At 59.2% G+C, this 23561-nt stretch carries 28 protein-coding genes and 1 pseudogene; 14 read left to right on the forward strand and 15 right to left on the reverse strand.

What is annotated here, in order from left to right; all coding sequences use genetic code 11:
* Nucleotides 1-173 precede the first annotated feature (173 nt).
* Nucleotides 174-1070, reverse strand: coding sequence for a sigma 54-interacting transcriptional regulator (locus tag WG29040_RS18020; RefSeq protein ID WP_127196624.1), 897 nt, complete (start codon nt 1068-1070; stop codon nt 174-176).
* 50 nt (nt 1071-1120) lie between these two features.
* Nucleotides 1121-1702 (reverse strand): alpha/beta hydrolase, encoded by a 582-nt coding sequence (locus tag WG29040_RS18025; RefSeq protein ID WP_003437925.1) that lies wholly within the window; start codon nt 1700-1702, stop codon nt 1121-1123.
* Between the two features lie 154 nt (nt 1703-1856).
* Between WG29040_RS18025 and WG29040_RS18030 the strand changes: the two genes are divergently transcribed.
* A complete protein-coding gene (locus tag WG29040_RS18030) occupies nt 1857-2336 on the forward strand; it encodes a DUF962 domain-containing protein (protein ID WP_127196625.1) in 480 nt (159 codons plus the stop codon).
* A gap of 65 nt (nt 2337-2401) precedes the next feature.
* On the opposite strand, the gene WG29040_RS18035 is transcribed toward WG29040_RS18030, so the two are convergent.
* On the reverse strand, nt 2402-3049 hold the full coding sequence (locus WG29040_RS18035) for an HAD family hydrolase (RefSeq protein WP_003437923.1): 648 nt from the start codon (nt 3047-3049) through the stop codon (nt 2402-2404).
* Between the two features lie 22 nt (nt 3050-3071).
* Nucleotides 3072-3620, reverse strand: coding sequence for a gamma carbonic anhydrase family protein (locus tag WG29040_RS18040; RefSeq protein WP_127196626.1), 549 nt, complete (start codon nt 3618-3620; stop codon nt 3072-3074).
* A gap of 75 nt (nt 3621-3695) precedes the next feature.
* On the opposite strand from WG29040_RS18040, the gene prlC reads away from it, so the two are divergent.
* The gene (gene prlC / locus WG29040_RS18045; RefSeq protein ID WP_165878373.1) at nt 3696-5774 is read left to right on the forward strand and encodes an oligopeptidase A; all 2079 of its coding nucleotides are present in this window, start codon (nt 3696-3698) and stop codon (nt 5772-5774) included.
* Nucleotides 5771-6052, forward strand: coding sequence for a YheV family putative zinc ribbon protein (locus WG29040_RS18050; protein ID WP_003437919.1), 282 nt, complete (start codon nt 5771-5773; stop codon nt 6050-6052). Before prlC ends, WG29040_RS18050 begins: the two co-directional genes overlap by 4 nt.
* 50 nt (nt 6053-6102) lie before the next feature.
* On the opposite strand, the gene WG29040_RS18055 is transcribed toward WG29040_RS18050, so the two are convergent.
* The 5 genes from WG29040_RS18055 to oscA all read right to left on the reverse strand — a co-directional run bounded on the left by WG29040_RS18055 (nt 6103) and on the right by oscA (nt 10146).
* On the reverse strand, nt 6103-7083 hold the full coding sequence (locus WG29040_RS18055) for a sulfate/molybdate ABC transporter ATP-binding protein (RefSeq protein ID WP_003437918.1): 981 nt from the start codon (nt 7081-7083) through the stop codon (nt 6103-6105).
* Between the two features lie 3 nt (nt 7084-7086).
* Nucleotides 7087-7959: a sulfate ABC transporter permease subunit CysW gene (gene cysW / locus WG29040_RS18060; protein WP_003437917.1), complete on the reverse strand. Its 873-nt coding sequence runs from the start codon at nt 7957-7959 to the stop codon at nt 7087-7089.
* A gap of 13 nt (nt 7960-7972) precedes the next feature.
* The gene (gene cysT, locus WG29040_RS18065) at nt 7973-8791 is read right to left on the reverse strand and encodes a sulfate ABC transporter permease subunit CysT (protein WP_003437916.1); all 819 of its coding nucleotides are present in this window, start codon (nt 8789-8791) and stop codon (nt 7973-7975) included.
* 90 nt (nt 8792-8881) lie between these two features.
* Nucleotides 8882-9895: a sulfate ABC transporter substrate-binding protein gene (locus tag WG29040_RS18070; protein WP_003437914.1), complete on the reverse strand. Its 1014-nt coding sequence runs from the start codon at nt 9893-9895 to the stop codon at nt 8882-8884.
* 68 nt (nt 9896-9963) lie between these two features.
* Nucleotides 9964-10146: a sulfur starvation response protein OscA gene (gene oscA / locus WG29040_RS18075; protein ID WP_003437913.1), complete on the reverse strand. Its 183-nt coding sequence runs from the start codon at nt 10144-10146 to the stop codon at nt 9964-9966.
* Nucleotides 10147-10552: 406 nt separating this feature from the next.
* On the opposite strand from oscA, the gene WG29040_RS18080 reads away from it, so the two are divergent.
* Entirely contained in the window at nt 10553-10822 is a 270-nt protein-coding gene (locus WG29040_RS18080; RefSeq protein WP_003437912.1) for a TIGR02647 family protein, read from the forward strand.
* A gap of 178 nt (nt 10823-11000) precedes the next feature.
* Nucleotides 11001-12275: pseudogene (locus tag WG29040_RS18085) on the forward strand (class I adenylate cyclase); the annotation flags it as partial.
* Nucleotides 12276-12331: 56 nt separating this feature from the next.
* Here the strand turns inward: WG29040_RS18085 and rnk are convergent.
* The 3 genes from rnk to cyaY all read right to left on the reverse strand — a co-directional run bounded on the left by rnk (nt 12332) and on the right by cyaY (nt 13440).
* Entirely contained in the window at nt 12332-12745 is a 414-nt protein-coding gene (rnk, locus tag WG29040_RS18090; RefSeq protein ID WP_003437910.1) for a nucleoside diphosphate kinase regulator, read from the reverse strand.
* A gap of 144 nt (nt 12746-12889) precedes the next feature.
* Entirely contained in the window at nt 12890-13111 is a 222-nt protein-coding gene (locus WG29040_RS18095; protein ID WP_165439565.1) for a DUF1289 domain-containing protein, read from the reverse strand.
* Nucleotides 13108-13440 carry an iron donor protein CyaY gene (gene cyaY / locus WG29040_RS18100; protein ID WP_003437908.1) on the reverse strand — a complete coding sequence of 111 codons (333 nt, stop codon included), beginning with the start codon at nt 13438-13440 and terminating at the stop codon, nt 13108-13110. Before cyaY ends, WG29040_RS18095 begins: the two co-directional genes overlap by 4 nt.
* Before the next feature lie 203 nt (nt 13441-13643).
* Here cyaY and WG29040_RS18105 point away from each other — a divergent pair, with 203 nt between their 5' ends.
* From WG29040_RS18105 to WG29040_RS18130, 6 genes are read left to right on the forward strand one after another with little or no spacing between them, the layout of a single operon-like run.
* Entirely contained in the window at nt 13644-13799 is a 156-nt protein-coding gene (locus WG29040_RS18105; RefSeq protein WP_010656736.1) for a lipoprotein, read from the forward strand.
* A gap of 9 nt (nt 13800-13808) precedes the next feature.
* Nucleotides 13809-15056, forward strand: coding sequence for a diaminopimelate decarboxylase (gene lysA, locus WG29040_RS18110; RefSeq protein WP_003437906.1), 1248 nt, complete (start codon nt 13809-13811; stop codon nt 15054-15056).
* 4 nt (nt 15057-15060) lie between these two features.
* Nucleotides 15061-15891, forward strand: coding sequence for a diaminopimelate epimerase (gene dapF / locus WG29040_RS18115; RefSeq protein ID WP_003437904.1), 831 nt, complete (start codon nt 15061-15063; stop codon nt 15889-15891).
* Nucleotides 15892-15904: 13 nt separating this feature from the next.
* The gene (locus WG29040_RS18120; RefSeq protein WP_010656738.1) at nt 15905-16621 is read left to right on the forward strand and encodes a DUF484 family protein; all 717 of its coding nucleotides are present in this window, start codon (nt 15905-15907) and stop codon (nt 16619-16621) included.
* A 2-nt stretch (nt 16622-16623) separates the two neighbouring features.
* Complete coding sequence (gene xerC / locus WG29040_RS18125) at nt 16624-17520, forward strand: tyrosine recombinase XerC (RefSeq protein ID WP_127196627.1); 897 nt, start codon at nt 16624-16626, stop codon at nt 17518-17520.
* Nucleotides 17517-18209, forward strand: coding sequence for an HAD family hydrolase (locus tag WG29040_RS18130; RefSeq protein WP_127196628.1), 693 nt, complete (start codon nt 17517-17519; stop codon nt 18207-18209). Before xerC ends, WG29040_RS18130 begins: the two co-directional genes overlap by 4 nt.
* A gap of 95 nt (nt 18210-18304) precedes the next feature.
* Here WG29040_RS18130 and sutA read toward each other — a convergent pair whose 3' ends face one another.
* The 3 genes from sutA to glnK all read right to left on the reverse strand — a co-directional run bounded on the left by sutA (nt 18305) and on the right by glnK (nt 20846).
* Nucleotides 18305-18631, reverse strand: coding sequence for a transcriptional regulator SutA (sutA, locus tag WG29040_RS18135; protein ID WP_003437896.1), 327 nt, complete (start codon nt 18629-18631; stop codon nt 18305-18307).
* A 504-nt stretch (nt 18632-19135) separates the two neighbouring features.
* A complete protein-coding gene (locus WG29040_RS18140; protein ID WP_003437894.1) occupies nt 19136-20473 on the reverse strand; it encodes an ammonium transporter in 1338 nt (445 codons plus the stop codon).
* Between the two features lie 34 nt (nt 20474-20507).
* On the reverse strand, nt 20508-20846 hold the full coding sequence (gene glnK, locus WG29040_RS18145) for a P-II family nitrogen regulator (RefSeq protein WP_002555808.1): 339 nt from the start codon (nt 20844-20846) through the stop codon (nt 20508-20510).
* Between the two features lie 417 nt (nt 20847-21263).
* Between glnK and WG29040_RS18150 the strand changes: the two genes are divergently transcribed.
* From WG29040_RS18150 to WG29040_RS18160, 3 genes are all read left to right on the forward strand, one after another.
* Complete coding sequence (locus WG29040_RS18150; RefSeq protein ID WP_003437892.1) at nt 21264-21524, forward strand: accessory factor UbiK family protein; 261 nt, start codon at nt 21264-21266, stop codon at nt 21522-21524.
* 46 nt (nt 21525-21570) lie between these two features.
* Nucleotides 21571-22035, forward strand: coding sequence for a VOC family protein (locus tag WG29040_RS18155; RefSeq protein WP_127196629.1), 465 nt, complete (start codon nt 21571-21573; stop codon nt 22033-22035).
* A gap of 131 nt (nt 22036-22166) precedes the next feature.
* Nucleotides 22167-23561: an SrfA family protein gene (locus WG29040_RS18160; RefSeq protein ID WP_127196630.1), complete on the forward strand. Its 1395-nt coding sequence runs from the start codon at nt 22167-22169 to the stop codon at nt 23559-23561.

The following is a 23561-nucleotide window of genomic DNA, read 5'->3' on the forward strand; positions in this document are numbered from 1 at the left end:
CCGAGATTCTTTATTCCCGAACAATAATATTTATTCAGCTTCTTATGCCATTTTGTTCACTTGCGATTTTCGTCGCAACCGTGGGAGCCGGCTTGCCAGCGATGCCATCTACAGGCTTTTGCTGTCGGACCGCGCGGCCGCCATCCCTGGCTCGCCAGCTCCCACAGTGATGCTCAGGTCAGCAGGTTTTTCAGTGCCGCCAGCTCCTGCGCCGTTGCGCCTTTGATGAACAGCTCAATCTGGCTCAGGGTGTCGGGCAGGTTCAGATGCTCGGGCTGGATCTCTTCGCCGGTACTGACCAGCAGCGCAAAGTGGATCACGTTCTCCAGCTCCCGGGTGTTGCCCGGCCAGCTGTGACGTTCCAGGACGCGCTGGGCACTGGTGCTGATAAAGGGCACTGGCAGGTTCAGGCGCTGGCTATAAATGCCCAGAAAGTATTCCGCCAGCGACAAGATATCCCCGGGCCGTTCGCGCAAGGCCGGCAAGTCCAGGCGGCCTTCGCTGAGGTAGTGATACAGCCGTTCGTGGAACTTGCCGGCACTCACTGCCTGCGCCAGATCAATGCTGGTGGCCGCGACCAGGCGCACGTCTACCGGGCTCGGCTGATGGGCGCCCACGCGGGTGACTTCGTGGGTTTCCAGGGCGGCCAGCAGCTTGACCTGAATTGCCAGCGGCAAATCGCCGATTTCGTCCAGATACAACGTGCCGCCATTGGCCGAGCCGAACCATCCGGCACGGCTGCTGGCCGAACTGTTGTGTGCACCCGGGGCGTAGCCGAACAACTCTGCGTCGGCATAGGTGGGGCTGATCGCACCGCAGTTCACCGATACGAACAGGCCGGGGCGATCACTGCCACGGTGGATGTGGCGGGCGAGCAACTCCTTGCCGCTGCCGGTCTCGCCGCGAATCAGTACCGGCAACGCGCGTGGTGCCAGCTGTTCAAGGTCGTTGCGTAGCTGGCGCGAGCGCGGATCAACGAATACCAGCGCTTTGGCGCGAATACTCAACGGGCTTTTTTCAGCGTCGGGAAAGGTCAGCAATGGCTGACCGAAGGTTTCATGCAGGCTCATGGCTGGCTCCCGCCCGCCGCCGATGGGTGGGCGCGGGCGTTACAAAAAATTCATGCGCGGCGCAGGGCGCCTTGCTCGATGCGGGTTTGCAGGCGGTACAAAAAGGCGAACCCTTGTTCCCAGCGCTGGTGACCGGATTTGACGTTGATATGTCCGGCGCCGCTGATGATCCCGATCTTGGCACCCCACTGGCGGGCAAACTCCATGGCCCGTGGCGCGCTGACCGCGGAGTCGTTATCGGAGCTGACAATCTGGCTCGGGAACGGCAACGGTTGCCGGGGAATCGGTGCAAAGTTACGCAAGGCCGGGGCGCATGCCGGGCGTTCGACATCGGCCGGGGCCACCAACAAGGCACCGCGTACCTGGCTCAGCAGGCTGGACGGCGCGCGCTCGGCCCAGTGCGCCACCGTGATGCAGCCCAGGCTATGGGCAATCAGAATCACCGGGGTGCTGTCGGCGGCAATCGCTTCGGCCAGAGCTGCGATCCAGTCTTCACGCCGCGGCGTCAGCCAGTCGTCCTGCTCCACCCGGGTACTGTTCGGTAAGCTGTTTTGCCAGTGGGTTTGCCAATGATCGTCGGACGAACCTTGCCAGCCCGGCACTATCAAATAGCGTATCGATTCGTTGCCCATGGGTGTGCGTCTCCAGCGGTATGTGTGTTACCGAGTCAGTATAGGGACGGTTTTTAGATTCTCTAAGGAATAAGAAGCTATTTATTAATAACCAAAAAATCATTTTCGGCGCTGGGCTAAGCTCAGCACATCGTCCACTCCAAGAGCTGCCGCCATGAAAAGCCTGGTCGACCATCTAAGCCAATACGCCGCTTACCACCGTGACCCGCGCAATATCGTCAGCCATTTCATTGGTATCCCGCTGATTGTGGTGGCTGTTGCGGTGTTGTTGTCGCGCCCGCAATGGGCAGGGGTTTCTCCCGCGGTGCTGCTGATGCTGGGGGCGGCGGTGTTTTACTTGCGCCTGGAGCTGCGCCTGGGGCTGTTGATGACGCTGCTGTTGGGTCTTGCCGTATGGCTGGGGCGCAGCCTGGCGGCGCTGAGTACAGGCGCGTGGCTGGGCTGGGGGGTTGGCTTGTTTGTTGTCGGCTGGGGGATTCAGTTTGTCGGGCATTACTACGAAGGGCGCAAACCGGCGTTTATCGATGACGTGACCGGGCTGATCGTGGGGCCGCTGTTTGTGGTGGTGGAGCTGGGCTTTTTGCTGGGCTGGCGCGGGGATTTAAAGCGCGAGATCGAGGCGCGGCAGGTTTGACTGTGTGGGAACCCGCTTGCTGGCGATGGCTGCATCGCTGGCAAGCCAGCTCCCACAGCCTTTTGTCAGCCTTTGAATGCCTGATGCAGCTGGGCCAGCGTCTCAAAGTGGTATTTGGGGGCGAAGGAATTCAGCTCTTCAAAGCTGCCAAAACCATAGCCCACGGCTGCCGCGTCCATGCCGTTGTCCCGGGCACCGATCAGGTCATGCTTGCGGTCGCCGATCATCAGGGTCTGGGTCGGGTCCAGCCCTTGCTCCTGCATCAAATGGGCAATCAGCTCGACCTTGTTGGTGCGGGTGCCGTCCAGTTCGCTGCCGTAGATCACTTTGAAGTGTTTGGCGAAATCAAAATGCCGGGCGATTTCCCGCGCGTAGACGTGGGGTTTGGACGTCGCGATAAACAGCTGGCGGCCCTGCCCTTGCAGCTCTTCAAGCAGTTGCTGGACGCCGTCGAAGACGTGGTTTTCATACAGGCCGGTGACCGCAAAACGCTCGCGATAGAAGCCCATCGCTTCCCACGCCCGAGCCTCGTCAAAGCCATAGGTGGCCATGAACTGTTGCAGCAGGGGCGGGCCGATGAAGTGTTCGAGTTTGCTCAGGTCGGGCTCATCAATGCCCATTTTGCCCAGGCCAAACTGGATCGAACGGGTGATGCCTTCACGCGGGTCGGTCAGGGTGCCGTCGAGGTCGAACAAAACGTTTTGGTAATGCATGCAGGGCTCCAGAATGGTGAGCTTAAACCGGCCGGTCGTAGCCTTCGGCCAGGTGCTGGTCTTTGAGTTTTACGTAGTTGCCGGCGCTGTAAGTGAAGAAGGCCTGTTCTTTTTCGGTCAGTTCGCGCACTTGCCTGACCGGGCTGCCGACATACAGAAAGCCGCTGGCCAGACGTTTGCCCGGGGGAACCAGGCTGCCGGCACCGACTATTACCTGGTCTTCGATGATGGCGCCGTCCATGACGATGCTGCCCATGCCGATCAGGATACGGCTGCCCACGGTACAGCCATGCAGCATGACTTTGTGCGCGATGGTCACGTCATCGCCGATCAACAGCGGGAAACCGTCCGGATTAAAGGGCCCGGCGTGGGTGATGTGGAGCACGCAGCCGTCCTGCACGCTGGTGCGCGCGCCGATGCGGATGCGGTGCATGTCGCCGCGGATGACGGTCAGCGGCCAGACAGAGCTGTCGGCGCCGATCTCGACATCGCCGATCACCACCGCCGAGCGATCGACAAAGGCGCGCTCGCCCAGGGTCGGTGTGTGCTGCTGGAACGGACGAATGGACACAAATTGCTTCCTTCTTTAGCAGTGATAGGGCGTAGCAGTGCTGCGGTCTGCAGCGATTGTAATTAAGATGGCCCAATGTTTCTTCAAGCCAAGGTGCCTAACGTGAGCGAGAACAACCCTCTTTTGCAGCCCTACGACCTGCCGCCGTTCTCGGCGATCCGTCCTGAGCACGTACAGCCGGCCATCGAGCAGATCCTCGCCGACAACCGCGCCGGCATTCAAAAAATCCTCGCCGACCAGGGTCAGAAGCCGACATGGGCCGGCCTGGTATTGGCGATGGATGAGTTGAACGACAGACTGGGCGCCGCCTGGAGCCCGGTCAGCCACCTGAATGCGGTGTGCAACAGCGCCGAGCTGCGCGAAGCCTACGAGGCCTGCTTGCCTGCATTGAGCGCCTATTCGACCGAGATGGGCCAGAACCGCGAACTGTTCCAGGCCTTCGAAGCCCTGGCCCACAGCCCGCAAGTAGCGGACTTCGACCAGGCACAAAAAACCATTCTCGAGCATTCGCTGCGTGACTTCCGCCTGTCGGGTATCGATCTGCCGCCAGCCGAGCAAAAGCGCTACGCCGAGGTGCAGAGCAAGCTGTCGGAGCTGGGCAGCAAGTTTTCCAACCAGCTGCTGGACGCGACCCAGGCCTGGACCAAGCACATCACCGACGAAGCTGCGCTGGCGGGCCTGACAGAGTCGGCCAAGGCGCAAATGGCGGCAGCCGCCCAGGCCAAAGGCCTCGACGGCTGGCTGATCAGCCTGGAATTCCCGAGCTACTTCCCGGTCATGACCTACGCCGAAGATCGCGCCCTGCGTGAAGAAGTCTATGCCGCGTACTGCACCCGCGCCTCGGACCAGGGCCCGAATGCGGGCAAGTTCGACAACGGCCCGGTGATGGAAGAAATCCTCGACCTGCGCCAGGAACTGGCCCGGCTCCTGGGTTTTGCCAGCTTTGCCGAGCTGAGCCTGGCCACCAAAATGGCTGAAACCCCGGATCAGGTGCTGACCTTCCTGCGGGATCTGGCCAAGCGCAGCAAGCCATTTGCCGTCCGCGATCTGCAGCAGTTGCAGGCCTATGCTGCCGAGCAGGGTTGCCCGGAGCTGAAAAGCTGGGACAGCGGGTTCTTTGGCGAAAAGTTGCGCGAACAGCGTTACAGCGTGTCCCAGGAAGCACTGCGGGTTTACTTCCCGATCGACAAGGTACTGGGCGGCCTGTTTGCCATTGTGCAGAAGTTGTACGGCATCGAAATCGCTGAAATCAAGGGCTTTGATACCTGGCACCCGGACGTTCGACTGTTCGAAATCAAGGAAAACGGCCAGCACATCGGGCGTTTCTTCTTTGACCTCTATGCCCGCGCCAACAAGCGTGGCGGTGCATGGATGGACGGCGCTCGTGATCGCCGTCGCACAGCTGCCGGCACCCTGCAAAACCCGGTGGCCAACCTGGTGTGCAACTTCACGCCGGCGGTTGCGGGCAAGCCTGCGTTGCTGACCCACGATGAAGTCACCACGTTGTTCCACGAATTTGGTCACGGCCTGCACCACATGCTGACCGAGATCGAGCACGCGGGCGTGTCCGGTATCAACGGCGTGGCCTGGGATGCGGTCGAGTTGCCGAGCCAGTTCATGGAAAACTGGTGCTGGGAACCTGAAGGCCTGGCGCTGATTTCCGGTCACTACGAAACCGGCGAAGCCCTGCCCAAAGACCTGCTGGACAAGATGCTCGCGGCCAAGAACTTCCAGTCCGGGCTGATGATGGTTCGCCAGCTGGAATTCTCGCTGTTCGACTTCGAATTGCACGCCACCCATGGTGACGGGCGCAGCGTGGCGCAGGTGCTGGACGGTATCCGCGACGAAGTGTCGGTCATGCGTCCGCCGGCCTACAACCGCTTCCCCAACAGCTTTGCGCATATCTTTGCCGGCGGTTACGCGGCGGGTTATTACAGCTACAAATGGGCTGAAGTGCTGTCGGCGGATGCTTTCTCGCGCTTTGAAGAAGAAGGCGTGTTCAACCCGCAAACCGGCAAGGCTTTCCGTCAGGCGATTCTGGCCCGGGGCGGTTCGCTGGCACCGATGGAGTTGTTCAAGGACTTCCGTGGTCGTGAGCCTTCGATCGACGCGTTATTGCGTCACAGCGGTCTGACCGAGGACGCGGCAGCATGAGTGACACACCGGTGAACGTGACCAAAAAACGCTTTATCGCCGGGGCTGTCTGCCCGGCGTGCAGCGAGCCTGACAAGTTGATGATGTGGAACGAAGATGACGTGCCGCACCGCGAATGCGTGGCCTGCGGTTATTCGGACACGTTGAATGAACAAGGCCTGTCGGTGCCCAAGGAATTGGGTACGCGGGTGAATGTTTCAGCCCTGAAAAAAGCCCCGGACCCCAAAGTCCAGGCCGTTCAGTTTTTTCCGAATCCGAAGCTGAAAAAACCGGAATAAAACACCTGTTGCAGGAGCGAGCAAGCTCGCTCCTGCAACAGGTGTTGCTGTCAGCCCTTCTGCCATACCTTCGGCTTGAAGAACAACGTCTGGCCACGGGCCAGATCGGTCAGGCTGTCGTGGTCCTTGACCACTTCAACTTCGATCAGCTCGCTTTGCCCTTCAACTTTCAACGTCACCCGGGTGGTCGCACCCAACGGGCGGATGTCGCGTACCTCGGCACCATGGTGGTCTTCGAGTTCATGCCGCGACAGCGACACTTCGTGCGGGCGGAACAGCAGGTGCTGGTCTTCACCGACATGCAGGCGGTTGGAGTCGCCCAGAAAGTGGTACACGAAATCGCTGGCCGGGTTTTCGTAGACTTCGCCCGGTGAGCCGATCTGCTCGATCACACCCTTGTTCATGACCACGATGCGGTCGGCGACTTCCATCGCTTCTTCCTGGTCGTGGGTCACGAATACCGAGGTCAGGTTGATGTCTTCGTGCAGGCGTGCCAACCAGCGGCGCAGCTCTTTACGGACCTTGGCATCAAGCGCGCCGAACGGTTCGTCCAGCAACAGCACCTTGGGCTCTACCGCCAGAGCGCGGGCCAGGGCGATACGCTGGCGCTGACCACCGGACAATTGCTCCGGGTAACGATCCGACAACCAGTCCAGTTGCACCATGTTCAGCAGTTCATGAACTTTTTCGGCGATGCGGGTTTCACTCGGGCGCTCTTTTTTCGGCTTCATGCGCAGGCCGAAGGCGACGTTGTCGAACACCGTCATGTGGCGGAACAGGGCGTAATGCTGGAACACGAAACCGACGTTGCGATCGCGTACATCGTGGCCCGAGACGTCTTCACCGTGGAACACGATGTTGCCTTCGTCCGGAGTTTCCAGGCCTGCGATGATGCGCAGCAAGGTGGTTTTGCCACAGCCGGACGGGCCGAGCAGGGCCACCAGTTCGCCGCTGTGAATGTCCAGGTTGATGCTGTTCAGGGCCTTGAAGGCATTGAAGTTCTTGCTGACGTTACGGACTTCGATCGACATGGTTTATTCCTCCGCGGCGCTGGCGCGCAGGCGGTTAATACGGGATTCGCTCCACTGCTTGAGCAGCAGGATGAAGAGCGCCAGGATCAGCAACAGGGTGGCCACAGCGAAGGCGGCAACGTGGTTGTACTCGTTGTAGAGGATCTCGACGTGCAGCGGCAGGGTGTTGGTCACCCCGCGAATGTGCCCGGAAACCACCGACACCGCGCCAAATTCGCCCATCGCCCGTGCAGTACACAGCACCACACCGTAGATCAGGCCCCATTTGATGTTGGGCACCGTGACGTGCCAGAACATCTGCCAGCCATTGGCGCCCAGCAGGCGTGCGGCTTCTTCTTCCTGCGTGCCCTGCTCCTGCATCAGCGGGATCAGCTCACGGGCGACGAAGGGCACGGTGACGAAGATGGTTGCCAGCACAATACCCGGCAGCGCGAACACGATCTGGATGTCGTGGTCCTGCAGCCATGGGCCCAGGAAGCCCTGGGCGCCGAACATCAGCACGTAGACCAGGCCGGCGATGACCGGCGATACCGAGAACGGCAGGTCGATCAGGGTGACCAGGATGCTTTTGCCGCGGAAGCTGTATTTGCTCACGCACCAGGCTGCGCTGACGCCGAACACCACGTTCAGCGGTACCGAAATCACCACCGCAATGATGGTCAGCTTGAGTGCCGACAGGGCGTCGGGTTCGAGAATGGCGTCGAAGAACGTGCCGACGCCCATTTTCAAACCCTGGGACACCACGATCAGCAGTGGCAGCAACAGGAACAGGGTGAAAAACAGCCAGCCGAAGCCGATCAGCAGGCGCCGCGACAGCGGGCTGCCACGGCGGGCGGCGTTGGCTACGGTCGAGGCGCTCAGTGTTGAATTGGACATGGTCAGGCCTCCTTCACGGTTTTTCGATGCGCCGCTGAATCAAATTGATCACCAGCAGCAAAATGAAGGAAACCACCAGCATCATCACGCCAATGGCCGTGGCACCGGTGTAGTCGTATTGGTCCAGCTTGACCATGATCAGCAGCGGCAAAATTTCAGTTTTGAACGGCATGTTGCCGGCGATGAAAATCACCGAGCCGTACTCGCCGACGCCACGGGCAAAGGCCAGGGCAAAACCGGTCAACCAGGCCGGCAACAAGGCCGGTACCAGGATGTAGCGGAACACTTGCAGAGGCTTGGCCCCCAGGCAGGCGGCGGCTTCTTCGATTTCACGGGGGATATCGGCCAGCACCGGCTGCACGGTACGCACCACAAACGGCAAGGTGACGAAGGTCAGTGCCAGGGTGATACCCATCGGGGTGTAAGCGATTTTGAAGCCCAGGTCGGCAGCGAACTGGCCGATCCAGCCGTTGGGGGCATACAGCGCAGTCAGGGCAATACCCGCTACGGCAGTCGGCAGGGCAAATGGAAGGTCGATCATGGCATCGATGACCTTGCGCCCGGGGAAGGTGTAGCGCACCAGGATCCAGGCCAGCACAGTGCCGATTACACCGTTGATGATCGCGGCAAAGAAGGCCGTACCAAAGCTCAGCTGCAATGCAGCCAGCACTCTGGGGGCGCTGATGATGGCCCAGAACTGGTCCCAGGTCAGTTGGGCGGCATGTACAAACATTGCCGCCAGTGGAATAAGCACGATGAGGCTGAGGTACACCAAGGTGTAACCCAGCGTCAGCCCGAAGCCGGGTATGACGGGGGAGATACGACGCGACATAAAAGTCCTTGGTTAACGCACGAAGCCCGCAAACCGATTGCGGGCTTAATGTTCTAGCTTTCAGCGAGGCTAACGCCCCGCTCCCACAGGTTATTGCGCCTGGTAGATCTGGTCGAACACGCCACCGTCATTGAAAAATTTCGGTTGAGCAGTCTTCCAGCCGCCGAAGTCTTTGTCGATAGTCACCAGTTCCAGTTTCGGAAACTGCGCGGCGTATTTGGCAGCGACTTTTTCGTCACGGGGACGGTAGAAGTTCTTCGCTGCTATTTCCTGACCTGCCGGGCTGTACAGGTGCTCGAGGTACGCTTTGGCGATCTCGGCATTGCCTTTTTTGTCGGCGTTTTTGTCGACTACAGCTACTGGCGGTTCGGCCAGAATCGACAGTGAAGGTACGACGATGTCGAACTTGTCAGCGCCGCCATCTTCTTTCAGGGCCAGGAAAGCTTCGTTTTCCCACGCCAGCAGTACGTCGCCCTGACCGTTGTTGACGAAGGTAATGGTCGACCCACGTGCACCGGTATCCAGCACCGGTACGTGTTTGAACAATGTTTTCAGGTATTGCTTGGCTTTTTCCTCGTCGCCACCGTTGGCTTTAAGGCCATAGGCATAGGCTGCAAGGAAGTTCCAGCGTGCGCCGCCGCTGGTTTTAGGGTTCGGGGTAATCACCGACACCCCGTCTTTGGTCAAATCAGCCCAGTCCTTGATCCCTTTAGGGTTGCCCTTGCGCACCAGGAACACGATGGTCGAGGTGTAAGGGGTGCTGGCATCCGGCAGGCGGGTTTGCCAGTTTTCCGGCAGGGAGCCTTTATTCAGTTTGGCGATTTCGTCGATGTCACCGGCCAGGGCCAGGGTCACTACGTCGGCACGCAGGCCATCGATGACGCCGCGCGCCTGTTTGCCCGAGCCGCCATGGGATTGCTGGATTTTGACGTTATCGCCGGGATGGCTGGCTTTCCAGAAATTGGTGAATTCGGCGTTGTAATCCTGGTACAGCTCACGGGTCGGATCGTAGGAAACGTTGAGCAATTCGTAATCTTTGGCCACAGCGGAGCCAGCAAAAATGGCACTGGCCAGCGCGGCCAAAGCGTAACGGCGTAGGGACATAGGTGAGGCTCCAAAGCATGCGTTTTTAGTTTTTATAAGCGTACCCGGCTGAGTACGCGTTCAACGATTCAGCTGGTTTTCTGGGTGGAGTTCTGCAGCCGGAATTTCTCTTTACGTTCGATTTGAACCACCTGAGCGTTGTGCACGGTGATTTCCACAGCACCAAAGCGCAGGTCTCGAAGCGCGCTCTGGATTTCCCGCAGAATGGTGGCTTCGTCCTGACCGTCAACGCTACGCAGAGATGCGCTCATGGTGTGCTCCTGAAAGATGGAATGGCTGGCGTGGGGGCAATAGTAGTGAGGCGGGGATATTCTTAAAAATACTATTTAAGAATGCTTATATAACTGAAAACTCATTTCTCCCTGAATGCCCGGATAACGCTCGGCTGCAGGCGCGCGCTGGCGTGGCATAGGCACAAAGCTAATTGGTTGCAATGGCGGGCGGATGCCGATGCGAGCAAGATTGCGCCTGCAGAGATTCGATTTGATCAGGCGCAAATGACGACTGCGACTACACTCCCAGAGCCTCGCCTGCGCGTCGACGCGAGGCAGGTACGACACGCTGCTTTACAAAGGTGGGAACTATCACTGGACAGCCAGCGACAGTGCGATCACTTTAGAGCGGAAGTCGTCTTTTCCTGCATAGTCTGGAGTCTTTATGTCGTTTACCCCTGAGTTGGTTGCCGAACTGGAAGTCCTCGCACAATTTAGTCTGGACAGTTCCCAGGAGGGTTTGAAAGTCCATCAAAGCGCTGATAAAAAGCTGGTTGAAGCTGCCAAGCGCCTGTATGCAAAAGATCTGATCACTCAGCCGGATGGTGGTTACCTCACGAGCCTGGGACGTGATGCAGTTGAACATGTGCAAACCCTGTTGACGATTCTGACTACCAAGCCTTTTGTAGCCGTACCCCTGGCAGAACTTGCCTGACGCCACGCATCGCCCTCGGGATCTAAAAGAATCATGATTCCGCGGGCACACTTCCTGCCCGCGTAAAAAATCTGACGTCAAAAACACAATCGTTCTAAGCCTTTCTTGTGGCTGGCTGTAAACTCCCGTTCTGTAGCTCCCTACTCTTTCTTACCTGGCGAGCCGGTTTGAGTGTGAAATGACACCCCACCCTGAAATGCATTGCGCCTTCCATGAGGGAGTTGACCGACCGATTCTCAATCAACTGCGTGGGCGCTTCCTGACGGTCAATCAAGGACGTCTGGCCCGTGCAATGGAAGGCCTGGCACCACGTCAGCAGCGATTGCTGAACCTGCTGGCGTTGCTATTTCATGTGAACCACCCGTTATTGCCCGGCTATGTGTCGGACTGCACCCCGGCCGGGGTGTCAGGTTATGAACCCGATGCCGACACACTCGCCCTTGCGCAGCATCTTGTCTGCAACTTTTCCTACACGAGCTGTTCAGCCAGGCCGCAGTTGATTCATGGGCTTTTTTTGATGGGCAGTCTGGGGACGTTGGCCCAGACCGATCAAAGCGACATGGATGTGTGGCTTTGCCATGGTCCGGATTTGTCGCAAGTGGCGTTGCAGGCATTGCGCAACAAATGCCATCGCCTGGAGCAGTGGGCGGCGAGCCAGGGCTGTGAAGCCCACTTCTATCTGATCGACGCGCAGCGCTTTGCGCGGGGCGAACGTGAGGTTCAGCCGTGTTCGGGCAATGGCAGCACAACGCAGCACAATTTGTTGCTCGATGAGTTTTATCGCACCGCCATCTGGCTCGCGGGGCGCATACCGCTGTGGTGGTGGGTGCCGGTCAATGCAGAAGTCCGGTATGACGAGTTCACCCGTAATTTGTTGATTAAAGGCCTTATCGGATCCGGTGAGGTGATTGATCTGGGGCATCTGGCGCACATTCCGCCAGGCGAGTTCCTGGGCGCCGGGCTGTGGCAATTGTTCAAGGGCATAGAGTCGCCCTACAAGTCGGTGCTCAAGCTGTTACTGATTGAGGTCTATGCCAGCGAGCACCCGCAGGTGCACTGCCTGAGCCTGCGTTTCAAGCAGGCGGTATACGCCAACCAGTTGAATCTCGATGAGCTGGACCCTTACGTGGTGGTGTACCGGCGTATCGAGCGCTACCTGATTGCCCGTGGTGACCTGCGACGACTGGAGCTGGTGCGCCGCAGCCTGTACCTGAAGGTTAATTGCAATCTGACCGGCAGCGCGGTACCGCGCGGGGTGCCGTGGCAGCGCCAGTTGCTTGAGCGCCTTACCCGGGAGTGGGGCTGGGGGGAGTGTCAGCTGGCTTCGCTCGACAATCGTTCGCAGTGGAAGGCTGAAGAGGCCTGCCACGAACGCCTGGCGCTGGCTCAAGAGCTGAGTGTCAGCTATCGGTTTTTGAGCCGGTTCGCCCTTGATGAGCAGGCTGGCGCGCTGCAAAGAAGCTGGGGTAGCGCCGCGAAGCCGAGCGCTACCGTCGTGACGTCGGGGGCTTAAGCGGTAAAGTCGGCGGGGGCTTTTGGCTGGTATTCCACTTCGAGCAGTTCCAGCTTGAGGGTTTTGCCGCCCGGCGCTGGCCAATTGATGTGCTGGCCTACTTGCAGACCCAGCAGTGCGCTGCCAACGGGCGCCAGAATCGAAATCTTGCCTTCGTCCGCATTGGCGTCCTTGGGGTAAACCAGGGTCAGGCGATAGTCCTTGCCACTGCTTTCTTCGCGGCAATGGACACGCGAGTTCATGGTCACAACGCCAGCAGGCACTTCTTCGTGGCCGACGATGGTTTCGGCGCGATCGAGTTCAGCTTGCAAAGCCTCAACGCCAGGAGTCGTTTCCGGCAGGCTGTCGATGAGTTGCTCAAGACGCTGAACGTCCAGACGGGTGAGGATGAGTGGGGTTGGGGTGCTCATGACCTGGCAGACTCCTTTTTTCTGCACAAAAAAGCAAAACCCCGCCGGAAAATGGCGGGGTTTTGACGAACCTCGTTAGTGCGAGGCGAACCCGGACACTACCACAGCAAAATAAATACACAAGCTGGTGACAGTGATCCGGGGTCAGTGGCCTGGCATGCGGCGTTGCCGGGCCTGTTCACAAATCACCCGACGCCGCTGGTCGTCTGCCGAGCGCCACTCACGGATATCTTCAACGTGGCGAAAGCAGCCCAGACACACTTTGTGTTCATCCAGCCGGCAAGTGCTGATACATGGGGACGGCACTGCCGGACTGATATTGCTGTACAGGGGTTTAGCGGGTTTAGCAGGAGCAGTCACAATCAGATCTCTTCAAATTCCAGCTCGGCGCCTGCGTGTTCCTTGGTCAGCCGATGGACCATTTCGCTGAGCAACTCGTCGCTTTTATCGCACTTCCACGAACTGCGTTTTTCATCGTAGTCAAAGTGAAAACCGCCATTGGGAGCGGCAAGCCAGAGCTGAAGCACAGGTGCCTGGCGGCTGAAGATCAGCGCTTTGCCATTCTCAAATTTGACCGTCAGGATTCCGGCGGAATTTTCTACATCTACGTCCAGATTACAGTCGTCGAAGATGTCTTCCAGATTTTCCTGGGTGGCATCGACCAGATCGTGAAAACGGGCTTCAGTCAAACTCATGGTGGAACCTCGTAGTGTCTAGTCATGCTCGGAACTCGCAAGATACGGGCGCTCCAGGCCGATTGCAAACCCTAAGACAGCGTTCGGCCAACCACCACTGATTATCCAGACAGGTGCTCCTGTTCGAGCTGTCTGCTGCATAGGCAAGCTGGTAGGCGCTGGGTATACTCGGGCGCAATTAACGCTTTCCAAAGGATTTCGCCATGAAGCGCCTGATCTCTTCTATTGCTGCGCTCGTCGCGGTCGCCTGCCTTGTTTCTGCCTGTGGTCAAAAAGGTCCGCTGTATCTGCCCGATGACAGCCAAAACCCCGATGACCAAGCGAAATCGTCGCAATCGCAAGCGCATAAGCACCAATAAGGGAACACCATGGACGCTTTTAACTATCGGGACGGCGAGCTGTTCGCCGAAGGTGTCGCACTGACGGCCATTGCCGAGCGCTTTGGCACGCCGACGTACGTTTATTCCCGGGCGCACATCGAGGCGCAATACAACGCTTTTGCCAATGCGCTGGACGGCATGCCGCACCTGGTGTGTTTTGCGGTCAAGGCCAACTCCAACCTGGGCGTGCTCAATGTCCTGGCGCGTCTGGGCGCCGGTTTCGACATTGTGTCCCGTGGTGAGCTGGAGCGTGTGCTGGCCGCGGGCGGCTCGGCAGACAAAATCGTGTTTTCCGGTGTCGGCAAGACCCGTGACGACATGCGTCGCGCCCTGGAAGTGGGCGTGCACTGTTTCAACGTCGAGTCCACCGATGAGCTGGAGCGCCTGCAAGTGGTGGCCGCCGAGCTGGGTGTTCGCGCGCCGGTCTCGCTGCGGGTCAACCCGGACGTCGATGCGGGTACGCATCCGTACATCTCCACCGGCCTCAAGGAAAACAAGTTCGGCATCGCCATTGCCGATGCCGAGGATGTGTACATCCGCGCCGCCCAGTTGCCGAACCTGGAAGTGGTTGGCGTCGATTGCCATATCGGTTCGCAACTGACTACCCTCGAGCCTTTCATCGATGCCCTCGACCGCCTGCTGGGGCTGGTTGATCGCCTGGGCGATTGCGGCATCTATCTGCGTCATATCGACCTTGGCGGTGGCCTGGGTGTGCGTTACCGCGATGAAGAGCCGCCACTGGCCGGGGATTACATCAAGGCCGTGCGCGAGCGTCTCGACGGTCGTGATCTGGCGCTGGTATTTGAGCCGGGCCGTTTTATTGTGGCCAACGCGGGCGTACTGTTGACCCAGGTTGAGTATCTCAAGCACACCGAGCACAAAGATTTCGCCATCGTCGATGCGGCCATGAACGACCTGATTCGCCCGGCGCTGTACCAGGCCTGGATGGACGTGACTGCGGTTCGCCCGCGTGACACTCAGGCCCGTGCTTACGACATCGTGGGGCCGATCTGCGAAACCGGCGACTTCCTGGCAAAAGACCGCCAGTTGGCGCTGGCTGAAGGTGATTTGCTGGCTGTGCATTCGGCCGGTGCCTACGGCTTTGTCATGAGCTCGAACTACAACACCCGTGGTCGCGCCGCAGAAATTCTGGTGGATGGCGACCAGGCGTTTGAAGTTCGCCGCCGCGAGACCGTAGCTGAGTTGTTTGCCGGCGAAAGCCTGTTGCCGGAGTAATCCCATGTTGCTGCGTTTTACTAAAATGCACGGGCTGGGCAATGACTTCATGGTTCTCGACCTGGTCAGCCAGCACGCGCATATTTTGCCCAAGCATGCCAAGCAATGGGGTGATCGGCACACGGGCGTCGGTTTCGATCAGCTGTTGCTGGTCGAAGCGCCGAGCAATCCTGAGGTGGACTTCCGTTACCGGATCTTCAACTCCGACGGTTCCGAAGTTGAGCAGTGCGGTAACGGTGCACGCTGCTTCGCGCGCTTTGTGCTCGACAAGCGTTTGACCACCAAGCGCCAGTTCAAGGTCGAAACCAAAGGCGGCATTATCGAACTGAATGTGCGCAGCGACGGGCAAATCAGCGTCGACATGGGGCCGCCGCGACTGGTCCCCGAAGAGATCCCGTTCATTGCCGACGCCCAGGCGCTGAGCTATGAACTGGATGTCGACGGCCAGCGCGTTGAACTTGCAGCCGTCTCGATGGGCAACCCCCATGCGGTGTTGCGCGTTGACGATATCAACGCTGCGCCGGTGCATGAACTGGGGCCAAAAATTGAACATCACCCGCGCTTTCCGGCGCGGGTCAATGTCGGTTTTCTGCACGTTATAGATCGTCAGCGCGGGCAACTGCGGGTCTGGGAGCGTGGTGCCGGGGAAACCCAGGCCTGCGGTACCGGTGCCTGTGCCGCGGCAGTGGCGGCGATCAGCCAGGGCTGGATGGACTCGCCGTTGATTCTGGATTTGCCCGGTGGACGCCTGTCCATCGAGTGGGCAGGCCCGGGTCATTCGGTGATCATGACCGGCCCGGCGATGCGTGTTTACGAAGGACAAGTCCGTTTATGAGTGAGCGCTAACGATGACCGACAAGCCACAGTCTGCAGATCTCGAAATGCCTGCTGAAACCCCGGAGGCGGCGACGGTTGCGGCCTATCTGCAAGCTCACCCGGATTTCTTCAGCCAGCGTGAGGAGTTGCTCCTGTCGCTGCGGATTCCTCACCAGCGCGGCGATACGATTTCGCTGGTAGAACGACAGCTGGAACTGTTGCGTGGCCGTAATATCGAGATGCGTCATCGTTTGTCACAGTTGATGGACGTAGCCCGCGACAATGATCGGCTGTTCGAAAAAACCCGTCGTCTGAACCTTGCCTTGATGGACGCCACCAGCCTTGAAGAGCTGGTGATTGCCGTCGAAGACAGCCTGCGTCAGGACTTTCAGGTGCCGTTCGTCAGCCTGGTGCTGTTTGGTGACAATCCCATGCCGGTCGGTCGTTGGGTCAGCAGCGCCGATGCTCAGCGTGCCCTGGGTGGCTTGCTGACTGAAGGCAAGGCCGTCAGTGGCAGCTTGCGTGAGCATGAACTGGACTTTTTGTTCGGTGAAGAGCAGCGCAAAGAGATTGGTTCCACCGCGGTGGTGGCTCTCAATCATCTGGGGCTGCATGGTGTTCTGGCCCTTGCCAGCCGCGATCCGCAGCACTACAAAAGCTCGGTAGGCACGCTGTTCCTCGGTTATATCGCGCAAGTACTGGGCCGTGTATTGCCGCGCTTCACCAACGCCCTGCGCCCGGTACGTTAGTCATGGAGCGACAGCTGGACGCTTACTGCACCCACCTGCGCAGTGAGCGCCAAGTGTCGCCCCATACGCTGCAGGCCTACCGCCGCGACCTGAACAAGGTGCTGGCGTTTTGCAGCAAAGAATCAATTGCCGGCTGGCGCGCACTGGATATCCAGCGCCTGCGCCAACTGGTGTCGCGTCTGCATCAGCAAGGCCAGTCCTCACGCAGCATTGCCCGTTTGTTGTCGGCAGTGCGAGGGCTCTATCACTATCTAAATCGTGAAGGCCTGTGCGATCACGACCCGGCTAATGGCCTGGCGCCGCCCAAAGGCGAGCGTCGCCTGCCCAAAACCCTCGACACGGACCGGGCTCTGCAATTGCTTGAGGGCGCGGTCGAAGACGAATTTCTGGCCCTGCGCGACCAGGCCATCCTGGAGCTGTTCTACTCATCGGGGCTGCGCCTGTCAGAGCTCACGGGGCTCAATCTGGATCAGCTCGACCTGGCCGACGGACTGGTTGAAGTACTCGGCAAGGGCAGCAAGACCCGGGTGCTGCCAGTGGGCAGAAAGGCCCGTGAGGCGCTGCAGGCGTGGTTGCCGTTGCGGGCACTGGCCAACCCGGAGGATGACGCCGTGTTTGTCAGTCAGCGTGGCAGGCGTCTTGGGCCGCGGGCCATTCAGTTGCGGGTCAAGGCCGCCGGCGAGCGCGAGTTGGGGCAAAACCTGCATCCGCACATGTTGCGTCATTCATTTGCCAGCCATTTGCTGGAGTCCTCCCAGGACTTGCGCGCCGTGCAAGAATTACTCGGGCATGCCGACATCAAGACCACTCAAATCTATACCCATCTGGATTACCAGCATCTGGCAACGGTCTATGACAGCGCCCACCCAAGGGCCAAACGCAGTAAGGGCAATGAATGACCATTGAGTTGATTACCTTCGACCTCGACGACACCCTGTGGGATACCGCGCCGGTGATTGTCAGTGCTGAAACCCGGTTGCGCGAATGGTTGGTTGCCAATGCACCAAAAGTGGGCGCGTTGGACGTTGCGGCGTTTCAGGCACTGCGTCAGCAGGTATTGAGCGACGAGCCGCAATTGCGTCACCGAATCAGCGCGCTGCGCCGGCGGGTGTTATTCCATGCATTGCAGGGCGCGGGTTACATGAACGCTGCAACCCTGGCAGACCAGGCATTTGAGGTGTTCATCGAGGCCCGGCATGCGCTGCAGCTGTTCCCGCAGGCAGAGCCGGTACTGACGATACTGGCCCGGGATTACAACCTGGGCGTGGTGACCAACGGCAACGCCGATGTGCGGCGCATCGGCCTGGGGCATCACTTCAAGTTCGTGCTGTGCGCCGAAGACATCGGTATTGCCAAGCCGGATGCGCGCCTGTTTCACGAGGCACTGGTGCGTGGCGGCAATATCTCGCCTGCGGCAGCCGTGCACGTGGGCGATCACCCCGGTGATGATATTGCCGGAGCCCAGCAGGCGGGCATGCGCGCGATCTGGTTCAACCCCGGCGGCAAGCGCTGGGAAGGCGACAAGGCTGCGGATGCCGAGATCGGCTGCCTGAGTGAGTTGCCGGCGGTGTTGAAACACATTTTGTAGGAGCAAGCTCGCTCCTGCAGAAGATGGGCCAAGGCTGCAGACACAAAAAAACCCGCAGCGACGGCGGGTTTTTTCTTCAAGCCGGCAATAAATCCTTAGATAGGACGGCTGCCGTACTTGTTGTCAGGCTTCTTGGGTGGGTCTGCCACCACGTTGGCCTCGACTTCCTGCACCTTGCCACCTTTGGACAAAAACTCTTCCATGGCACGGGCCAGAGCATCACGCTCCTTGTTTTTGGCTTCTACACTCGGCAGGTCATCAATCGACACTGCAGCCTTGGATTTACCTTTGGCTGCCGGAACCGGAGCATCGTCGCCACTGTCGTCGTCTGCAACGTCTTCGGCTGCCGCTTCCAGGCCTTCCTCGGTTTCGTCCTCGTCACCTACTTCGAGGTCATCATTTTCCAGATCGTCGTCGCTCATGTTCTACCCCATGACTTACTTAAAGCAGATTAGTTATATAGACCAGATGCGACAAATGTCGACCGCCGCCGGTGAAAAAGTAGCCTTGGGTAAACCTCGGCTCACGCCTCACCACTGATTAAAATGATGAGGACTTTACGAGCGCAGCAACAATTGCGGCACTCGCCCAAATAAGCACCTTGCCGAATGTCCGGTGCCAGTTGTTCCGCTGTGTTGGCTGGAGCAACCGGCAGCCCGGCCCTTGGGCCTTGAAAGCGTCTGGAGGTCATCCCCGCCTTCGTCCTGCCAGGACACAGTTTTGTGGCCTTCGGCGCGCATTCTAGCGCGCTGGAAAAAAAAGCAAAGCAGCTAATAGTCGAGTTGCGCTGTAAGTGATCATCCTACAAATCATTGCCGAACCGATCTCGGGACATGGGAGCAGGAAAAGTCATCTGATTGTTGCGAATCAGGCCACATTACAGACAAAAAAATACCCGGCGTGCCGGGTATTTTTCTGACCGTCAGTTACAGGTTGTAACCGCGTTCGTTGTGTTGTGCCAGGTCCAGGCCAACTGCCTCTTCCTCTTCAGCCACACGCAGGCCGATTACGGCATCCAGCACTTTGAGTATGACGAAGGTCACAATCGCGGTGTAGATCACGGTGAAGGCAACGCCTTTGCACTGAATCCAGACTTGAGCGGCGATATCGGTCACGGTGCCGAAACCGCCCAGTGCCGGCGCTGCAAACACACCGGTAAGGATGGCACCGACAATGCCGCCGATACCGTGTACGCCGAATGCATCCAGCGAATCGTCATAGCCCAGCTTGCGCTTGAGGCTGGTGGCGCAGAAGAAGCAGATCACACCCGCCGACAGGCCGATCACGATCGAACCCATAGGGCCAACGGTGCCTGCTGCCGGGGTGATGGCAACCAGACCGGCGACCACGCCAGAGGCGATCCCCAATGCACTTGGTTTGCCGTGGGTGACCCACTCGGCAAACATCCAGCCCAACGCCGCTGCCGCAGTTGCGATCTGGGTCACCAGCATCGCCATGCCGGCGGTGCCGTTGGCGGCAGCTGCCGAACCTGCGTTGAAACCGAACCAGCCGATCCACAGCATGGCGGCGCCCACCAGGGTGTAACCAAGGTTGTGCGGGGCCATTGGAGTGTTCGGGTAGCCTTTGCGCTTGCCGAGCACGATGCACGCTACAAGGCCTGCAATACCGGCGTTGATATGCACCACGGTACCGCCCGCGAAATCCAGCACGCCCCAGTCCCACAGCAGGCCACCATTACCGCTCCACACCATGTGGGCAATTGGTGCATACACCAGGGTGAACCACACACCCATGAAAATCAGCATGGCCGAGAACTTCATGCGTTCGGCAAAGGCGCCGACGATCAGTGCCGGGGTGATGATGGCGAAGGTCATCTGGAAGGTGATGAACACCGCTTCCGGAAACAGTGCGGTAGAGGACGTCAGGCTGTCCGGAGTCACCCCTGCCAGGAAGGCTTTGGAGAACCCGCCGATGAACGAGTTGAAGTTGGTGACGCCCTGCTCCATGCCCGTGGTATCGAACGTGATGCTGTAGCCATAAATGACCCACAGAATGCTGATCAAACCGGTAATGGCGAAGCACTGCATCATCACGGAAAGAATGTTTTTGGAGCGCACCATGCCGCCGTAGAACAGCGCCAGGCCGGGGATGGTCATAAACAGCACCAAAGCCGTTGCAGTCAGCATCCAGGCGGTGTCGCCCGAATTGAGGACTGGAGCCGCTACTTCGTCTGCCGCCATGGCCAGGCCTGGCATTACGACGGACAGCAGGGCTCCGAGCCCTGCGATTTTACGCAGAGTCATAGTGTTTTCTCCTGGGGCGTTGGGGTATGGCGGCTTAGATTGCGTCGGTATCGGTTTCGCCGGTACGGATGCGGATAGCCTGTTCCAGATTGACCACGAAAATCTTGCCGTCACCAATCTTGCCGGTGTTGGCAGCCTTGGTTATCGCCTCGATAACCCGGTCAAGATCTTTGTCGTCGATGGCGACATCAATCTTCACCTTTGGCAGAAAATCGACCACATATTCCGCGCCGCGATACAGCTCGGTGTGACCTTTCTGCCGGCCGAAGCCTTTGACCTCAGTAACGGTAATGCCCTGCACGCCGATTTCAGACAGCGACTCGCGCACGTCGTCTAACTTGAACGGCTTGATTATGGCGGTGACTAGCTTCATGAAACTTCTCCCGAATTGGTGGACTTGCCCCAGGAAAACAAACCCGGCTCAAGTCTAAGCGCAGTGTCTGGCTTTGTAACGCATCGTCAGCCTTGTTCAGGCTGTTCCACGTGTCTCAATCGCCGGTGACGAAAGCTTTCCCTGAACCACCTGCCGCACTGCCTAGGTCACAGCTACTGCATCAGTGCCTGAGTCACAGCCAACTAAGCAGAAACCTTGCCATGTCTGGAAAAGTCAGTAATTACAGGGAGATACCCATAGCTGATGGCTTTTGGCCTGATTTGGCAGGGCATTTGTGCACGTAAACAGTGCGTGCCCGGCAGGCCAGGCGCCCAAAAATCGTGCGAAGGCCCCCGAAGATTGGGCCCGGGCACTGCGTGATACACTCGCCACCATCAGTTTTTCAGGACCTTACCCATGCTCGCGCCCAAAGACCTCCTCGACGCCCTGAGTGGCCATGCTTCCCGTGTGCTCAGTGGCGAAACTGCGCTGCCGCGCAATGAAATCGAAAGCCAGTTCAAAGCCTTGCTGCAAAGCGGTTTCAGCAAGCTGGATCTGGTGAGCCGTGAAGAGTTCGACAGCCAAATGGTGGTTCTGGCCCGCACCCGTGCCCGCCTCGAAAGCCTGGAAGCCAAGGTGGCCGAGCTGGAAGCCAGATTGCTGCCGCCAACCGAATAACGCGCCAAGGCGGTGCGTTTACCCATATGAACAAGGACGTTTTTGTATGTTGGTGATGAATCGGCTGGTCCCCGAGATGATCGTCTCGGACCTTGCCAGCAGCCTGGATTTTTACTGCGCAGTGCTGGGCTTTCAGATCGAGTACCAGCGACCTGAGCATCAGTTTGCGTTTCTGTCATATCACGGCAGCCAGCTGATGCTGGAGCAGGATGATCTTGAACCCTCCTCCTGGCGGGTCGGGCCGCTGGAGGCGCCTTTCGGGCGAGGCATCAACCTGTCGATCAAATGCCCCGACGTCCAGGCCCTGATCGACCGTTTCGAAGCCGCCGGGTACACATTGCGCAAACCCCTTGAAGAGCGCTGGTACCGCAGCAACGAGGTGTTGTTCGGTGAGCGCAACTGCCTGCTGCTCGACCCCGATGGCTACCTGCTGCGCTTTGCCGAGGACCTGGGAACCCGGGCCGCCACCGGGACACCCGCGATGCCAGGTGATCCACCTCTCATTTTTTGAACCAATACGGCTCTCCAGATAATGGCCATTTGACTCTATGGCCCTTAAACATTACTGTCGCCAGCTAATCAAGGAAGCGGTACGGACTCATGTCCGGGTTTTGCCGCGCGAACTTAAAACACGGAGCACGGATGCGCGGCGCACTTCTTCGCAGTGGCAAAAGCGGGGCTTTTACTGCCCTGGGTGAGACCGGTCAGCCAGTCTATCGGGCGGCACTGCAATTGCGCGAAGCGATTCGCTGCCAAAATCCTGACATGGCCACGCATCTGGCCATCCCTCAAAGCGATGAGCTGGGCGACAACATTGACTGGTACAGCGAGCTACCCGGCGATGTGATTCCCTGGGCCAGCGCCACCCCGCAGGAACGTGCTCAAGCCGTTGTCGAGCTGGAACAGCTGCAGTCTTTTCTCAATCAGCTCAGTGCTGAACAACTCGACCCCGACAGTGCCCACAAACCTTCGGTAGACCGTACGGTGTTCGGCAAGCTGCTGGCCCACGTGCTGCCATTTCCGGATGAGAACTACGTTTATCTGGTCAACGGCAAACCGGTACTGACGTTCTGGGGCTTCCGTCGTCCGGGCACTGACCACGGCCTCGACCCGCTGTACTGTCTGCGGCCACAGGTAGCACCCGTTACCCCTGCCCCGGTGATTGCCCCGCTGGCCGAGCCTGCTCCGGCACCCGCCCCGGTGCCGGTGCCAGTGGTGGCCCGGTCGTGGTGGCGCTGGTTGTGGTGGCTGATCCCGCTGTTACTGCTGCTGTTGCTACTGTTTGGTCTGCGCAGCTGTGGCCCGCAGTTGGGGGTGCCAGTGCCGGCATGGCTGGTGGACTTCAACCTGGACGGGCTCAAGGTTTCTGAACCTGTTTCCAGGCCCTACCCCACGTCCACGTCCACGTCCACGCCATCGCGCGAGCTGTCAGGCAGTGGCCAGGTCGGCGGGGCAGCGGGCACGGCTGAAACTGCAGGCCAGGTGCCTGAAGTGCAGACCCCGCCTGCGGTCCAGCCGGAGTCGGTGGTGCCGCCAGGCACCGATAACGCCCAGGCATCCATGGCTCAAGAGCCGCCGACAGCGGATAACGCGACTACCCCGCCGACGCCGCCGACAATCCCGGATGAGCTGCCGAAAACTCCGGCACCTGTGCCTGTACCCGGCGAGCCGTTGATCATCCCGGCCGACAGCGCGGATGGCCAGGCCGCCTTCCTCAACGGCCACTACCGCGCGGGCGCGGGCATTCAAGACAAAAACACCGGTCTGTCACTGCGCCTTGAGTATCAGTTCAAGGACGGCAAGGGCGAGGTCATTGTGCGCAAGGCCAATGGCATCAGCTGCACCGGTCCGGTTTCTGCGGCCATGCAGGCCGGCAGCCTGGCGATCAATAGCCAGGCCCAGGCCGCCTGCAGCGATGGCAGCAGCTATGACATGCCGCAAATCGATTGTCGTCAGGGGGCCAAAAGCATTGCCGACTGCACCGGCGCTTACGAAGACAAAAAATTCCCCATCACCATGCGCCAGACGGGCGAATAA

The organism is Pseudomonas sp. PAMC 29040, from assembly GCF_003994535.1.
Lineage (GTDB): Bacteria > Pseudomonadota > Gammaproteobacteria > Pseudomonadales > Pseudomonadaceae > Aquipseudomonas > Aquipseudomonas paraversuta.